Here is a 15628-nt window from a genome sequence, read left to right as displayed (position 1 = left end):
TTCAAAGGGAATTTCAAAGGGAATTTCAAAGGGAATTTCAAAAGGGGTTCGGAATTTTTTAATTCCGAACCCCTTTTGTCTACAAACTGAGGGAAGGCTTAATCGAAGCCTTCCCTGTTTCTATTATAAAATCAAGGTTTTGATTATTGCTGCCGTGTGCAGCTGCTTTTGTTTATGGTCATACCAATCGGTCAAATGCGGGTCTTCTTCCCATTTTGGTTTAATGAACCATTTTTTTTTAATCTTTTTTTTCACATCCCATTGCTCTGTCTCCCTTGCCTGATGATGAATCAATGGATATACTCCCCTAAGCATCGGGGTTTCATGGTACCTAGGCTTTTTTCGATATTGTTCATAATCATATCTGGCACCCGTTGGTTCAGTCCTGCAGGAAAATTCATAAAATAGCGGAAACAAATCTTCGGAAAATAAAAGGCCGGCCAACCTTTTCCCCAATTCAATCCTTTTATCAATATTTTTAAAATGTGAAACGGACGAGCCATACAGTTCTCCATTACAAGTAGGAAATAAAACGGTGCTAAAATGCATCCAGTCCTGCAGGAGGAATAATAGAGAATGAAAAACGAAAGATTGCTTTTTAATAACCGGTTCTTCAATGATGTTTTGTTCATTTATGATAAGCGCAGTGATCAATTTTTCACGATTTCCATTTTTCCAAAAGGAATACCATTCGTTCATCATGAATTTGGTAATAAAAAAATAATGACATAAGTGAAACAAAGGCCGGCCATACTTCGTCGAATAATGATAGAGCAGTAATTGCGGATATGCATCCTGGAATATTCTCCAGTTGGCCTCTTCATAAGTTAGGAACAAAAGCTGCCTGTATTTCAGGCCAAGCAAATGGGAAAACCATATTCCTTCAAGATCACACATATTCCAGCCTGCATTTCTAGAAACCATACCAGCTAAAAATGACCATTGGATTTCTGGATGCATTCTGAAAAATTGTTCATATGCCTTTGTTCTTGATATATTATCCCTATTCCCTTTAGCGGTTTGGGCTTTTATGGAATGGAGCAATTGCTTTTCCGTCTTTAACATTCGCATCTATGTGTCCAGCCTTTCTATAGCGATGAATTGTGACATATAGTTGTACATAAACCCTATCGTTCTTAGAAACAATTCTTTTTATTCACATATTGGATTCTTTTTTTGCTAATATAGATAAGTAAAAAAAAGGAGGGGTAAAAGTGGCATTTCATTATCCCAACGGACGAAGATTTGTACCGCAGGCTATGGAAGAAAGGAAAAGCCCACTAAAAAAAATCAGTTACAGCAACCGGGGAAAAACATTGGAAGACGATTTGAACGAAACCAATCAGTATTATTTAGCACACGGCATTGCCGTCATCCATAAAAAACCGACACCCATTCAAATTGTCGATGTCCATTACCCGAAAAGAAGTGCTGCAGTCATTAAAGAAGCCTATTTCAAACAAGCATCGACCACCGATTACAATGGTGTTTATAAAGGAAAGTACATTGATTTTGAGGCAAAGGAAACAAAAAACAGCAGTTCTTTCCCTCTGAAGAATTTTCATGACCATCAAATCGAACATATGAAACATATCGTTCAGCATGACGGAATTGCATTTGTCATCATCCGGTTTTCCGCAATGGATGATATATATCTAATGAGTTCTGAACAACTTAGTTTTTATTGGCAGAGAATGAAAGGCGGCGGACGCAAATCTATAACTCTTCAAGAGGTTGAAAGCAGTTCACGAAAGATTACTCTTGGCTTTCAACCGAGAATTGACTATATTAAAGTAGTAGATTCGCTCATCTCAGAAAATTTTTAGTTTTTTTAGAAAGGCAGGTTAGCTGTAATGGCTGAAAAATATAATACTAGAGAAGAACGCCGAAAGCAGGGGCAGACACAAAAAAAGGGACAGAAGAAAGGTCCTAAAAAGCAAACCAATATGCTTAAGCGCATTTTCCTTATACTTGTTACAATCGGAATAATAGGCTTGGTTGCCGGAGGAGCTGCCATGGCTTACTTTATAAGCGACGCTCCAAAACTTGACGAAAAGCTTTTGAAAGATCCGGTCACATCCAAGATTCTCGATGAAAATGGTAAATTGCTAGCTGAAATCGGTAAGGAAAACCGGGATTATGTCAATTATGAAGACATCCCCGATCTTGTCGAAGAAGCTTTCCTGGCAACGGAAGATTCCCGCTTTTATGAACACCACGGGGTCGATTTCTTACGTCTGGGCAGTGCCGTCATAGCCAACGTCAAAAACGGATTCGGCTCAGAGGGTGCAAGTACATTGACTCAGCAGGTTATCAAGCGTTCTTATTTAACACCTGATAAGACCATTAAAAGGAAAGTCCAGGAAATGTGGCTATCCATACAGCTTGAAAGAAAATATACAAAAGAAGAAATTTTCGAAATGTATGTAAATAAGATTTTCTTTGCTAACCGTGCCAACGGCATCTTAACGGCATCGCAAACTTATTATGGAAAAGATCTTAGCGAATTGAAATTGAACGAAGCGGCCATGCTTGTAGGATTACCGCAAAGCCCAAGCAGGTATGACCCGTATAAATATCCTGAACGTGCGAAAGAACGCCGTGATATTGTCCTGCATTTAATGAATAAACATGGTTATATCACCGAAACGGAAATGAAAAATGCACAAAGCATCGATATAACACAAGGACTTCAAGAAATCGATAAGAGCCAAATCGATACGACCGCATACGATGCATTCATCGATTTGGTAATTGAGGAAGTCGGGGATATGGGTGACTATAACGTCTTTACCGATGGTTTGGAAATCCAAACGACCATCGATAAAGATGCCCAAGAATATGTCTATAACATGTTGAACAGTGATGAAATCATCAATTATCCAAGTAAAGATCTCCAAGCAGGAGTCACATTACTCGATACAGAAACTGGTGAAATCAAAGCAGTCGGCGGCGGCAGGAACACGACGGTTAAACGCGGCTGGAATTATGCTACGGATGCCAAGCGATCACCTGGTTCGACCATTAAGCCTATTCTGGATTATGGTCCTGCCGTAGAATATTTAAATTGGTCCACCTACCATCAAATCAAGGATGAGGAATATACTTACAGTAATGGAACACCGCTTAAAAATGCTTCCGGACGACATTATGGTACTGTAACCACTCGTGAAGCACTGGCACGGTCCTTAAATATTCCTGCCTTAAAAACGCTTCAAGCAGTCGGTTTGGACCGGGCACGTGATTTTGCCACCGACCTTGGCATTCCTTTTGACAAGGAAATTACCGAATCGGCAGCATTGGGCGGCGGTAAGGATGTTTCTACACTCGAACTTGCCGGTGCTTACAGTTCATTCGGAAACAACGGTATCTATAATGAACCGCATAGTGTGAAAAAGATTGTTTTACGTGATAAAACAACCATCAAAAACAAGACGGAATCAAAGCCGGTCATGAAAGATTCCACAGCTTTCATCGTGACGGACATGTTGAAAAGCGTCATGACAGAAGCTTATGGAACAGGAAGGTTAGCCAACATACCTAGTCTCCCGGTAGCCGGTAAAACGGGGTCAACCAATTTCACGCCTGAACAACGTGCAAAGAACAACATCCCATCTTCCGGTGTAAAGGATAGCTGGATGGCAGGTTATACAACCAATTATACAGTCGCCGTTTGGGCTGGTTACGATAATGCATCTGGAGAGCAAATGGAATATCTGGGTGAATCATCTCAAAGGATCCCTAAATTCATCTTTAAGAATTTAATGGAACATATGGCTCAATCAAAAGAAACGAAAGACTTTGATCAACCTGACAGTGTTGTGAAGGTTGGAGTCATCAAAGGATCGAATCCAGCTGTTAAAGCCAATGAATATACACCAAGCAGTAAAATCACTTATGAATATTATGTTAAAGGTCACGAGCCAACACAAGTGACGACTGAATATGAAAAAATCGACTCACCTGGCATTAACGCTTCTTACAACCAGGAAAGCAATGAAATCAATTTATCCTGGTCATATCCTAAAGGTAATGGGAATACCCAATTCGAGGTTAAGATGTCCGTTGATGGCGGAGCACAGAGCGTATTAAAAAAATCGAAGGATACTAGTTTAACGATCCCTAATCCAACCCCTGGAAGTAAATATACTTTCTCAGTGGTAGCTTTAGTGGATAACCAACAAAGTGATCCTGCGAGTACATCCGTCAAAATACCTACTGAAGTGGCAGTCCCTGAGGATACTGAGGACGAGGAGATTGAAGATCCTGCCGAAGATGAGGATACGGAACAAGAAACTCCTGCTGAAGGCGAAGAAGATAAACAAGACGAAGACAAAAATAACAATGGCGAAAACGGCAATAACGAAAATAATGGCAATACTGGTAATGGCAACAATGATAATAATGGTAATGATAATGGAAACAACACTGATGATGGAAATGGCAACAAGGGTGATGAGGACGTCGAAGGCGGGGATGATGCCACTGACCCTGGAACGGTAGAAGAGGAAAAACCAGGCGAGACCCCTGACCCGGACCCTAACCCTGATCCAGATCCAAACAAAGATACGGAATAAATATAGATAAAGATTGACTAAAAAAAACGTCTAAGCTTTTAGCTTAGACGTTTTTTTTAGCAGTTCTTATTTTTTATCATGAACTTCACATATTGTTTTTCGAATTCTCGGAACAATTCACTAAGCTGTCTATAAGAATGAAAAAAAGCGGGTCTTGCCAGGATGAAAGAAAGCCTTTCATCCATGTTCACTGGAATATTGTTAAAGGATTTTATTTGGACCCGGTAATCATTCAATACCACTGGTTTCCCATGCATCCAGAAGACTGCGGTTAAAAATAATCCGACCCCCTGCTGCATGAGTCCAAACGTCTGTCCCACTTTTCGCTCAGAAAATAGCAAACCGCACTCTGAATCAATTCCCTTCCATATTTCAAGCAGTTCCTTCACATGCATTGCACCCATAGTCCAAGGAGCATACCCCTCTACATGATTATAATAAAGTAACTCATATGGGAAAGCCTCGAATGGGATCGATTCACTCCAACCTGCATATCTCCCTATTTCCAAGATGGATTCCTTTTCAGGAAAAAACAAAGGATGGTCCAGTTCTTCAGGGACTTTTAATGATATGGACTGAGTCAATTGGATTCTTTCCTTTTCATTCTTTTTTTTCCTTCACGGCATAAATCGAGAAGTCGGCAAGTTTCACATTTTGGTGACTGGGCCTTGCAATGATAGCGTCCAAAGAATATAAGGCGGTGATGCGTAACCGACCATTCATCCTTTGGTATCTTAGCCATCAACGTTTTCTCAACATCGAGGACACTATCCTTCCACCGGCATAACCCCAGGCGCTTGGAAACACGCTCCACATGGGTATCCACAGCAATCGCTGGCACATCAAAAGCAACGGAAACGACTACATTCGCCGTCTTTCTGCCAACGCCGGGCAATTTAACAAGCTCATCACGATCTCTGGGAACTTCCTTACCGTATTCTTCGATTAGCATGCGCGACAACTTTTGTATGTTCTTAGCCTTGTTACGAAACAAACCGATTGAGCGAATGTCATTTTCCAACTCTTCTATCGGAACGCTTATGTAATCCTCAGGCGTTTTATATTTCTGAAATAAATCATTCGTGACTTTATTGACTAATACATCCGTACACTGAGCTGACAGGGCAACAGCAACCACCAATTCAAATGGATTGGAGTGATTCAGCTCACAATGGGCATCCGGAAACATATCACCCATCGTATCCAGACAATATCGAATTTGAGCTTTATTCATCATATTGGTTCTCCTTCAATTTACATTACTGCTCGAGCCAGTTATAGAAAGGCACATCTTTCAATGGTTGTGCAGTTTCCGTCTTACGGTCCCTCTTTTGGTGAACTCTAAATTTTTGTCCTTGCTCCCTTGCCTGTTCCAAGGTTTTAATTCCATTCTTTTTCCACTCAAATAAAATTCGATCAATGTAACGGAAATTCAATTTTCCGGAAATGACAGACTCCCTTAGAGCTGACTTAATGATCTCAGGTTGATGATCGTCTTCCATCCACATTGCCAATGTCTCACATTCAAATGGAGATAAAGGGCGGCCAAACTCCTGTTCAAAAATCGTATATAGGCTCTCCCCCGCTTTTTGGACTTCAGCAGACTCTGACTGTTTCAACGTTTTCAAGAAACAGTCCATCATTTTTTCATAAAGTGGAGACAATGAATATTTTTCCTGTCCGATTTCTTGGTTCCCTTCAACCACCATTTCAACAAATCCCATTTGGACCAAACGCTGGATCAAGAAAAGACATTCCGTTTCTTGCAATGTCATTCGGTCAGAGAGTTGGGATGGTGCAGGGAAATGGTTACCTTTATCGATGAAGCTTTGCAATTGTAATAATAGGACCATTTCTTGTTCATTCAGTCCCATTGTACTATAGTTAGTCAACAAAAAGGATGGAATCGTTATCGTTCCTTCCTTAAACCACGCATATAAATGTTCTTTATTCATGTTTTTGGACACCTCTGGTTAAGTATAACATGAAAAAGGCTCCCCGAATAAGTTTATAATTTTAACAAAAAACGGTTATCTGCCAAATATGGCAAGATAACCGCTTCATTACGAAATCAAGGATATAAACGATTTAATAGTCGTGGGAACGGGATGGTTTCTCGAACATGCTCTACTCCACTGATCCAAGCAACGGTGCGTTCTAATCCCAAACCAAAGCCTGAATGCGGTACAGAGCCATATTTTCTTAATTCCATATACCATTTGTAAGCATCTTCGCTCAAGCCATGTTCATTGATTCTCTGTTCAAGCAATTCCAGATCATGAATCCGCTCTGAACCGCCAATTATTTCTCCATATCCTTCCGGTGCGATCAGGTCGGCACAAAGAACGACTTCTTCCCTATCAGGAGCTGGCTGCATATAAAATGGTTTGATTTTGGTTGGATAATGAGTTATGAAAACGGGCTTATCATAGCTTTCCGCTATCGCAGTTTCATGCGGAGCTCCAAAATCATCACCCCACTGGATATCGTCAAATCCTTGTTCATGAAGGAACTTAATGGCTTCATCATATGTAATACGCGGGAATGGAGCTTGAATTTGTTCAAGCTTCGCTGTATCACGGCCAAGTGTATTCAACTCAAGCTGACAGTTTTTCAATACGGATTGGATGATGGAAGATACGAATTGCTCCTGAACCTCCAGGTTTTCTTTAAATTCGATAAAGGCCATTTCTGGTTCAATCATCCAGAACTCGATTAAATGGCGTCTTGTTTTGGATTTTTCTGCCCTAAAGGTAGGACCAAAGGAAAATACCTTCCCAAGTGCCATGGCAGCCGCTTCCATATAGAGCTGACCACTTTGTGAAAGGTATGCATCCTCATCAAAGTATTTAGTCGCGAACAATTCACTCGTTCCCTCTGGTGCGCTTCCAGTTAAAATTGGGGGATCCACTTTTACGAAACCTTCTTCATTAAAGAATTCATATGTAGCACGGATTATTTCATTCCGGATTTTCATGACAGCATGCTGCCGTTTTGAACGCAGCCACAAATGGCGGTTATCCATTAGGAATTCAGGACCATGCGCTTTAGGTGTAATGGGGTAATCCAATGATTCATGAATGATTTCAATATCTTTCACCTGTAACTCATAACCGAACGGCGATCGTTCATCCTTTTGAATGACACCTGTTACATACAAAGATGACTCTTGCGAAACCGATTTCGCACGAGCGAAAATTTCTTCACCCACTTCAGCTTTCACGACCACACCTTGAATGAAACCAGAGCCATCACGGATTTGAAGGAAAGCAATTTTCCCACTGGAGCGTTTGCTGGCAAGCCAGCCTCCAATTGTAACTTCTTGATCGACGAATTTGCTAGCATTTTTTATTGTAATTTTCACGGAATTTACCTCCAAAAATAGCTTAACTTACTAATGAATTCACTCTACTTATTATACCCATAGCCCTGCTTACAAGCAAATAAATCAATTGAAACGGCAGTTCCATGCCTTATATATATCATTCTTATATATTTTTGTAGCGCATTCGCCAGTTTGCATGGTACATTACTTTTCATTAACGCTCAAGCTCTTATAAAATCCTTTCAGTATATGTATCGATAAACCATTTCTATTTTTAATCATAGGGTTGAATCCAATGAAACAATGGTAATCATTTTCACCTTTAACAGGGTTTCAAATGAAGCATATAAAGGAAAGCATTTTTATGGTTTCTTATTTGGCGGGAAAGTAGCTCTCCAGTTTTTTGATCCGATTGCGTAAACCACCAGCATTTTCTCAGCTTTTTGCAGGATCGCTGGAGTACTCGTAGTATGCATTAAACTGGATAGCAAATCGACTTCTTCAAATTGATAATATCCCGAGTTCTTTCATTATTATTAAAAGCGGATAAAGCTTCTTGAAAAATATCGTGAGCCCTTTCCAATTCATCACTTATTGTGCTAAGTCCCATTTTGAAGGACATCCGCTGAAAACAGTTTATAAATGATTGATGCATCAATTCATTTCCAGGAATCAGCAGTATAAGCACTACGATATGGCTGTTAAGACGACTTGATTCCTCTTCTTAAAGAACCTATACATCTCTTCAATGATTTTCTGCTGAATGAAATAATCATTCTCTGTCCCTCGATCGGAGGAAAAACGATAATCTAGCACCGCAATGGTGAAAGGATGTGCCAAGTCCAAAAAAGCTTTTAATTATCCGATTGCCCATTTAAATCTGCCATTTTCATGATTACCCGCACAATTGATTTCATATAACTCATTCCTGCCACCAAGTTCCGTTCCGATGGAATCCCTTATGAATTTTCTTCACCCTTTCCACTGCTGCTGCCCCACCTGACCCCTTATCATATTTATCGAGATACGGACGGACCTCAGGGTATAAAACATCCTTGGAGCTTGAGGGGAGTTGAATGAGATTGCCGACTACAGCCTGCTCAAATATCTGTTTCACCTTTGGCCGAACCATCGGTGTGGACAGCCTATATGCAGTTGTAAATGTGCTGGTGGAGAGAACAGTGCCATTCTGTCCTGCCATCGGATCTTTAGCCATCGCTGTAAAGTCGAGATTGGAAAACATATTCCTGTAAGCAAGCACTTCCCCGATATTGGCTTGAACTCCCCCTAGATTGATTCGTTCCTGCCATTTCCGTACCCACCATCATCTGAAGCCCACAGCCTTAAAGTCCAACTTTACCGCATAGCGGGTACAGCCATGAAATGAAATGTATATCGATTCATCCACCATTCACAATCTTTCAATTTGAATTCCTAGCTTTATACTAACTAAATGTTCAAGACATTTTTCTGTTGAAACCCAACTTTTCCCTAACATTTTTTGTATAATTATGCTGAATAATCTAAAAATGTTGAACTTATACAAAAAATCATATACGATATCATATATGATTAATTATAAAATCAAGGGGTGAGTGTCCATGGCAAAAGCAAGAGTGAAACTCAAAAAGTCAGATTGTTCAGAAGAAATTGAAATACTGTCAAAACGCTATATATTAATGAACGGCGATAAGTATGAGGTATCACAAATCAAGTTGGATAACCCTATCTCAGGAACTGTATATGGGACATTATTAAACTATAAAGGATCATTGGAAGCATTGAAGGGAAAGATCGACCATCCTCCTTATAATGAACCTCCTAAAGGGCCGATCCTCTATATTAAACCTAGAAACACATTTTCTTCTTTTTCCAATCCAATTCCCCTTCCAAATGGCATAGCTGAATTGGAAATCGGGGCCTCACTTGCAATAGTAATCAGTAATACGGCCACAAGAGTCAAGAAAGAACATGCATTGGATTATATAGAAGGTTTTACGATCGCCAATGATATTAGCATTCCGCATGAAAGCGTTTTCCGTCCTGCTATCCGCCATAAAGCCCGTGATGGATTTTGCCCGATCGGTCCATGGGTCGTATCCAAGGAATCCATCTCCAACCCCGATTCTTTAGGAATCCGTGTATATATAAATGGAGAGCTAAGACAAGAAAATTCAACTTCAAATCTAATTCGCTCCATATCCCGCCTTATTGAGGATGTAACAGACTTCATGACTTTGAGTACGGGTGACGTCCTTCTAGTTGGAGTTCCAGAGAATGCACCGCTGGCAAAAGCCAATGATCATGTCAGAATAGAAATAGACGAAATCGGATATTTGGAAAATACTATCATTTCCGAAGAAAAAATATCACTGGAGGGGATTTTATGAAAAGAGCACGTGTAGCCTATGCAGGTGCCATACATCCAGCAAGTGAATATTATGGTCAGCTCAAATTGGCGGATGGCCGGATTGTCAATGAGCAGGATGTTGTCTGGCTTCCCCCGGTGGAACCACGAACTGTCTTCGCGCTTGGCCTGAATTATGCAGACCATGCAAAGGAGCTTGATTTTAAAGCCCCTGAAGAACCCCTAGCGTTCTTAAAAGGTCCCAATACCTTTATCGGCCACCGGGGGCAAACAAGGCGGCCAGCTGATGCAGCTTATATGCATTATGAATGTGAACTGGCAGTGATCATAGGTAAAAAGACGAAAAACATAAAAAAGGAAGAAGCCTTTAAATATGTAAGTGGATATACGATTGCAAATGATTATGCAATTAGGGATTATCTGGAGAATTACTACCGACCAAACTTAAAGGTCAAAAATCGCGATACCTGCACCCCCATTGGTCCCTGGCTAGTCGATTCCGAAGATATTCCAGATCCTTCGAATCTTTCCATTAAAACTTACGTCAACGGGAAATTGACTCAGGAAGGAAATACGAAAGATATGATTTTCGGCATTGCTGATTTAATAGAATATTTCAGCAGCTTCATGACATTGAGCCCAGGCGATATCATATTGACTGGCACACCTGAAGGATTGGCGGATACTGCTGTAGGGGATGAAATCATCACTGAAATTGAAGGGATCGGGAAACTTGTTAGCACAATAGTCGGTGACGATATATTTACAGAAGGCGGGGATCGGCCACATCTAAAAATCCATAATTAACGGAAAGGACTAATCACATGCCTCATATTATTATTGAATATACGGATAATATCAAAGATGAAATCCAGATTGACGGCTTATTAAGAAAGGTGAATGCTGTACTTATTTCCTATCCTTCCATCTTTCCAATTGGCGGAATTCGATCACGGGCCATTGAATTGAAGCATTATCGTGTTGCTGATGGTACAGAGGATGATGCCTTTGTTCATGCCATACTAAAAATTGGAGCTGGACGCCAGGACAGTGATAAAATTAAAGTATGCGATCAACTTTTCGAAACGATGGAATCCCATTTGGCATCCCTCTTTTCAAAAAGATATCTTGCCCTTTCCATGGAACTTACGGAATTCAGTGATTTTGGCACGTATAAAAAGAATAATATCCATGATCGATATAATAAATGAACAAGATTTCATATTTAAAGGCCTTCCTTCATCGGGAAGGCCTTTAAATATGAAATGTTTAGCTACTACCGAACTCAGTTGATTTCTGCAAGGTTTTCCGTACGGTTCAAGAACTCCTTGACACGGTCCACATATTCCTGTTTATCATAGCCGTTATATAAAGCGCTTGCCATACGGACCGGATCCCCAAAAAAGAATCTTTCGTACAGTGTTTGCCTGGATCCAAATGAACTCATGCATACATCCCATGCGAGACGATACAATTTAACCCTGTCAAAGGCTCCACCATTCGCGGCTTGAAGATATTTATCCAAATCCGGTCGAAGCTCCGAATTGAAATCGGCTTCATTTGGTATCGCCATTAAGCCACTAGCTCCAAGCAGCTGCATTATTTCACTGAATCTAGGGTAAATCTTCGGATAATAATTACGGGCAATGTTTAATGGTGTGAAATCAGGTGTCATCATACCCCACTTATCCACTTTCGCGTTTGCCTCCGAAGCTATAATGAAAGCCTTTACCGTTTCAAGCGCTATGATGACTTCCGAGATTTTCTCCTGAACATGCTGGTATTGCCCAATATTGATGGTTTCCACCATTAGTTGTAAAATCCCCAGAATGAACTCGGTTTTTGCGATATTCTTCGATACCACCTGATGGGTCATATGAACAACTGCATTGCTTTCATTATAGGCCTGGTTGCAAATGCCGACATCCCCATATGCAAATACCCGATTCCAAGGAACGACTACATCATCAAAAACGATAATTGTATCCATTTCCTCAAATCGTGAACCAAGTGGATGGTCAAAATGTGATTTGCCATAGTCGAATGATTCACGACAGATGAATTTCAAACCCGGTGTATTATTTGGTATGGAGAATGCGAATGCATAAGGGTTTTCTTCTTCTGATTGTTTAAGCAATGTTGAAGGGAAAACCATGATTTCATCCGTTATTCCCCCTTGTGTAGCTAATAATCTGGCTCCCTTTATAATAAGCCCTTCTGAATTCTTGCCAGCAATCCGTGCAGCGATGTAAGGGTCCGGAAGCTTGGCGGCACTAACTCCCCTATTAACCTGGGGTTGAATCAGGGTATGTGTCAGCGACAAATCTTTTTCCCGGCAGAGCTCATAATAATCCTTCATATTTTTAGCAAATGCCGAATCCTGAGTGCCAAACATATCAGCTGCAGTACCGTACGCCATCATCCCACTGTTGATATAGTCAGGGGAACGTCCCATCATTCCATTATTATGTCTTGCCCATTCTTGGATCATTTTCCTCCTTTTTTCAAGGTCTTCCTTAGTCCGGGGCTGCATGAATGAGGTCCCTACTCTTTCGTTTGAGATTGGTGAAATATAAGTCATGATGTCATTTTTAGCTGAATCATGCTGTAAATCATATAATTCGGCCTGTGTTTTCATGACCCCTTTAAAAGCTGGGTGCTGACTGATCTTATCTTTTACTTGCTCCCCATTGATCCATACATTAGCCTTTGCTTCATCTACCCTATCGATATATTCTTTACCTGTCTTAGCTGGCATGCTTGCATCCCCCTTTGGTTTCAATATAAGTGAAGCGCTTACAATCATATAAATTCCAAATATTAAATTAATTACTATAACAAAATATACCATGTGATATGATATATATAAAATACTTAAAAAATTCAATATATATATGTAAATCATATGTATGAGGTGTATAAAATGGACATCCGGCAGTTAAAATATTTTGTGACAATTGTTCAGGAAGAACAAGTAACCAAAGCTGCAAAAAAATTACACATGGCTCAACCTCCTCTTAGCCAGCAACTTAAATTGATGGAAATGGAAATCGGTGAAAAACTTTTCGATCGCAATGGAAAGAGACTTGAACTCACTGAAACTGGCAAGGTCCTATATAAAAAAGCTGAAGCCCTATTGAATCAGTTTGAAGAAATGCTTCTGGAAGTGAAAGAAGTCAGTAAAGGGATAAAAGGCACTCTTTCCATTGGGTCAGTAAAAACTTGCTTTTCTTACATTCCGCAAAGGATGAGAGCCTTTAGAGCAAAGTTCCCTGACATACGCTTCAAGTTAATGGAAGGTGATACGTACCGTTTGACGGAAGGTTTAATAAACAGGGAAATCGAGTTGGCCATTGTAAGGCTTCCAATCAACGGTAAGCAATTCTCATCGGTCAACCTTCCTCCTGAAGATTTTGTGCTTGTCACGCCTAATGATTGGGATATCCCAGACTCCATCGAATTTAAACAAATTAAAGAATTTCCCCTCCTATTGCTGCATAGGGTAAGCGGTCAAGGCACATATGAACTTATAGTGGATGAATGCTTCAGACATGGATTTGAACCTATGATTGTATGTGAATGTCCTGATGCTGCAATGATATTATCTTTGGTGAAGGAAGGAATAGGCGCTACCATCATGCCATGTACCACATCCAAATCATTTTCAACCCAAGGTATAAAAATAGTCGAACTGTTGAATTGTGAAGTACAATCGGAAGCCGCCCTTATATGGCTCGAAGAACGCTATCTTTCCAAAGGTGCCATCAAATTTCTGGAAACATTTTCTGAATGAATGGCCAGTTATCCTTGAATCTTCAGTTGGACCTCTTCTAAAAATCTCTGGTGTTGCTTTTCAATTCTATATTCAATGAAAAGCAAAAAAAGCAACCTATCAGTAGATGGCTGCTTTTCGATCAATTATTAGGTCCCGATGACCTGCGCATTATTTACTGGCAAGCTTTTACATCATTCAATGTCGTAAAACACCCTTAACATCATGACCGGTATTGGACTTTACGAGGATTTCATTATAATTATCTTTCGTAACCGTTTTCAAACCTGTCCAGCGGTTACCGAACAGGGCACCTAAATAGCATGCAAGGAACCCAAGCGGAATGGAAACGATTCCTGGATAATTCAAAGGAAAAATCGGGCCACCGGTCATAATGGTGGCTCCGGGGACCGGGTTCCAGACATTTGGACTTAGTGCCACGAGCAAAAGTTACCAAAAAGACCAGTCATCATACCGCCTATCGCTCCGGTTTTATTGAATTTTTTCCAATAGATCGTAAGTGCCCACTCTCATGAATGGATTTGTCCATTGATTGATAGGGAATCCCCTCATGAGCATTTCCTATCTATCCCGCTTCTTTTCAGATGATGAATTCAGGCTTGCTTTTTGCCAGAATCGGTTCTTCAAGAGGAACTTCTTCACCTGATATTATATCAAGAACGGCAGAAGCCTCATCGAACCATGAATCCGGAGCTTTGGCTCCCCAGAACGTCTGACGCCTTGGATCATTTAAATCCCAATGAATCGGTTCGGTATCCGGGTCAGATGTTAAGTAATCCCCATTGTACAATTCGATCCGGTGACCGTCCGGGTCTCTTAAATATAGGAAGAATGCATTGGATAGGCCATGCCTACCTGGTCCGCGTTCGATGGACTGTGCATATCCAAGTGATGCCAGTACATCACAGGCATGGATAATTGCAAGCGGGTCAGGCAGAAAGAAGCCTACATGATGAAGTCTTGGACCGATTCCGTTCATGAATGCTTGGTCATGGACCGTTTGCTTTCTATGTAGCCACGTTGCCCATAATTGGCCCGACTCATCCACTGTATCTTCCGAGCAGGCAAAACCTAATTCTTTCACATAAAAATCATAAGCTTTTTGCACATTTGTTACACTGCAATTCACATGATCGATCCTTTGGACCCTTGAACCCCTATGCATATCGAATCGTTGCAGCAATCTCTCGGCTTTATCCATTTTGCTGAAAAATTCCACTGGCAATCCTGATATATCCTGAACTCGTAGCGACTTGCCTAGGGCATGCTGTGTTCCATCCTGCATCCACTTCATTTTCATTCCCTTTGACAGGAAGAAAGATTCCAATTCTTCAAGGTCTTCCTCTTTTCCGACCTTGTATCCTATTGCTTCAACGCTTGGCTTTTCTGTCTTTTGCAAGATAAGCGAGTGATGATGTGCTTCCTCTAAACCACGTAAATATATATGATCATTTGTTCTTTCCGTTTCAATAAAACCTAAAGCATCCACATAAAAGGCTCTTGATTTATCTAAATCTGTTACATTAAGTATCGTTCTCGCAACACGGATAATAGAAAAATTCATA

At 40.6% G+C, this 15628-nt stretch carries 15 protein-coding genes; 6 read left to right on the top strand and 9 right to left on the bottom strand.

Annotated elements, in window-relative coordinates; all coding sequences use genetic code 11:
• Positions 1-123: 123 nt before the first annotated feature.
• The gene (locus IOC57_RS20410) at positions 124-1071 is read right to left on the bottom strand and encodes a DUF2515 family protein (protein WP_207440416.1); all 948 of its coding nucleotides are present in this window, start codon (positions 1069-1071) and stop codon (positions 124-126) included.
• Positions 1072-1214: 143 nt separating this feature from the next.
• On the opposite strand from IOC57_RS20410, the gene recU reads away from it, so the two are divergent.
• Together recU and IOC57_RS20400 are read left to right on the top strand one after the other, a co-directional pair.
• Positions 1215-1826, top strand: coding sequence for a Holliday junction resolvase RecU (gene recU / locus IOC57_RS20405; protein WP_207440415.1), 612 nt, complete (start codon positions 1215-1217; stop codon positions 1824-1826).
• Between the two features lie 27 nt (positions 1827-1853).
• A complete protein-coding gene (locus IOC57_RS20400; RefSeq protein WP_207440414.1) occupies positions 1854-4577 on the top strand; it encodes a PBP1A family penicillin-binding protein in 2724 nt (907 codons plus the stop codon).
• A 56-nt stretch (positions 4578-4633) separates the two neighbouring features.
• Here IOC57_RS20400 and IOC57_RS20395 read toward each other — a convergent pair whose 3' ends face one another.
• The 5 genes from IOC57_RS20395 to IOC57_RS26065 all read right to left on the bottom strand — a co-directional run bounded on the left by IOC57_RS20395 (position 4634) and on the right by IOC57_RS26065 (position 9145).
• Positions 4634-5161 (bottom strand): YpoC family protein, encoded by a 528-nt coding sequence (locus tag IOC57_RS20395; RefSeq protein WP_207440413.1) that lies wholly within the window; start codon positions 5159-5161, stop codon positions 4634-4636.
• On the bottom strand, positions 5158-5814 hold the full coding sequence (nth, locus tag IOC57_RS20390; RefSeq protein ID WP_207440412.1) for an endonuclease III: 657 nt from the start codon (positions 5812-5814) through the stop codon (positions 5158-5160). Before nth ends, IOC57_RS20395 begins: the two co-directional genes overlap by 4 nt.
• Before the next feature lie 22 nt (positions 5815-5836).
• The gene (locus tag IOC57_RS20385) at positions 5837-6532 is read right to left on the bottom strand and encodes a DnaD domain-containing protein (protein WP_207440411.1); all 696 of its coding nucleotides are present in this window, start codon (positions 6530-6532) and stop codon (positions 5837-5839) included.
• A 116-nt stretch (positions 6533-6648) separates the two neighbouring features.
• The gene (asnS, locus tag IOC57_RS20380) at positions 6649-7941 is read right to left on the bottom strand and encodes an asparagine--tRNA ligase (protein ID WP_207440410.1); all 1293 of its coding nucleotides are present in this window, start codon (positions 7939-7941) and stop codon (positions 6649-6651) included.
• A gap of 883 nt (positions 7942-8824) precedes the next feature.
• Positions 8825-9145, bottom strand: a complete 321-nt coding sequence (locus IOC57_RS26065; RefSeq protein ID WP_286185077.1) for a 4-hydroxyphenylacetate 3-hydroxylase C-terminal domain-containing protein — start codon at positions 9143-9145, stop codon at positions 8825-8827.
• Between the two features lie 358 nt (positions 9146-9503).
• Between IOC57_RS26065 and IOC57_RS20370 the strand changes: the two genes are divergently transcribed.
• Genes IOC57_RS20370 through IOC57_RS20360 form a run of 3 tightly spaced genes read left to right on the top strand, consistent with a single transcriptional unit; the run spans position 9504 to position 11481 of the window.
• Positions 9504-10292, top strand: coding sequence for a fumarylacetoacetate hydrolase family protein (locus IOC57_RS20370; protein ID WP_207440409.1), 789 nt, complete (start codon positions 9504-9506; stop codon positions 10290-10292).
• Complete coding sequence (locus IOC57_RS20365; RefSeq protein ID WP_207440408.1) at positions 10289-11077, top strand: fumarylacetoacetate hydrolase family protein; 789 nt, start codon at positions 10289-10291, stop codon at positions 11075-11077. Before IOC57_RS20370 ends, IOC57_RS20365 begins: the two co-directional genes overlap by 4 nt.
• Before the next feature lie 17 nt (positions 11078-11094).
• Entirely contained in the window at positions 11095-11481 is a 387-nt protein-coding gene (locus tag IOC57_RS20360) for a 5-carboxymethyl-2-hydroxymuconate Delta-isomerase (RefSeq protein ID WP_207440407.1), read from the top strand.
• Positions 11482-11555: 74 nt separating this feature from the next.
• Here IOC57_RS20360 and hpaB read toward each other — a convergent pair whose 3' ends face one another.
• Positions 11556-13028 carry a 4-hydroxyphenylacetate 3-monooxygenase, oxygenase component gene (gene hpaB / locus IOC57_RS20355; RefSeq protein WP_207440406.1) on the bottom strand — a complete coding sequence of 491 codons (1473 nt, stop codon included), beginning with the start codon at positions 13026-13028 and terminating at the stop codon, positions 11556-11558.
• 165 nt (positions 13029-13193) lie between these two features.
• Between hpaB and IOC57_RS20350 the strand changes: the two genes are divergently transcribed.
• Complete coding sequence (locus IOC57_RS20350) at positions 13194-14063, top strand: LysR family transcriptional regulator (RefSeq protein WP_207440405.1); 870 nt, start codon at positions 13194-13196, stop codon at positions 14061-14063.
• A 177-nt stretch (positions 14064-14240) separates the two neighbouring features.
• Here IOC57_RS20350 and IOC57_RS26600 read toward each other — a convergent pair whose 3' ends face one another.
• Positions 14241-14435 (bottom strand): hypothetical protein, encoded by a 195-nt coding sequence (locus IOC57_RS26600; protein WP_207440404.1) that lies wholly within the window; start codon positions 14433-14435, stop codon positions 14241-14243.
• Positions 14436-14643: 208 nt separating this feature from the next.
• Positions 14644-15627 carry a 3,4-dihydroxyphenylacetate 2,3-dioxygenase gene (hpaD, locus tag IOC57_RS20340; protein WP_207440403.1) on the bottom strand — a complete coding sequence of 328 codons (984 nt, stop codon included), beginning with the start codon at positions 15625-15627 and terminating at the stop codon, positions 14644-14646.
• Position 15628: the final 1 nt, after the last annotated feature.

This window comes from Bacillus sp. SD075 (assembly GCF_017355165.1).
GTDB lineage: Bacteria > Bacillota > Bacilli > Bacillales > DSM-1321 > Peribacillus.
This window is presented reverse-complemented; position numbering and strand designations above follow the sequence as displayed.

Bases quoted from the DNA above. Each gene is read 5' to 3' on its own strand.
- IOC57_RS20410 (WP_207440416.1), bottom strand. From the start codon at position 1,071: ATGCGAATGTTAAAGACGGAAAAGCAATTGCTCCATTCCATAAAAGCC.
- IOC57_RS20400 (WP_207440414.1), top strand. From the start codon at position 1,854: ATGGCTGAAAAATATAATACTAGAGAAGAACGCCGAAAGCAGGGGCAG.
- nth (WP_207440412.1), bottom strand. From the start codon at position 5,814: ATGATGAATAAAGCTCAAATTCGATATTGTCTGGATACGATGGGTGAT.
- IOC57_RS20385 (WP_207440411.1), bottom strand. From the start codon at position 6,532: ATGAATAAAGAACATTTATATGCGTGGTTTAAGGAAGGAACGATAACG.
- IOC57_RS26065 (WP_286185077.1), bottom strand. From the start codon at position 9,145: ATGTTTTCCAATCTCGACTTTACAGCGATGGCTAAAGATCCGATGGCA.
- IOC57_RS20370 (WP_207440409.1), top strand. From the start codon at position 9,504: ATGGCAAAAGCAAGAGTGAAACTCAAAAAGTCAGATTGTTCAGAAGAA.
- IOC57_RS20365 (WP_207440408.1), top strand. From the start codon at position 10,289: ATGAAAAGAGCACGTGTAGCCTATGCAGGTGCCATACATCCAGCAAGT.
- IOC57_RS20360 (WP_207440407.1), top strand. From the start codon at position 11,095: ATGCCTCATATTATTATTGAATATACGGATAATATCAAAGATGAAATC.
- hpaB (WP_207440406.1), bottom strand. From the start codon at position 13,028: ATGCCAGCTAAGACAGGTAAAGAATATATCGATAGGGTAGATGAAGCA.
- IOC57_RS20350 (WP_207440405.1), top strand. From the start codon at position 13,194: ATGGACATCCGGCAGTTAAAATATTTTGTGACAATTGTTCAGGAAGAA.
- IOC57_RS26600 (WP_207440404.1), bottom strand. From the start codon at position 14,435: ATGACCGGTGGCCCGATTTTTCCTTTGAATTATCCAGGAATCGTTTCC.
- hpaD (WP_207440403.1), bottom strand. From the start codon at position 15,627: ATGAATTTTTCTATTATCCGTGTTGCGAGAACGATACTTAATGTAACA.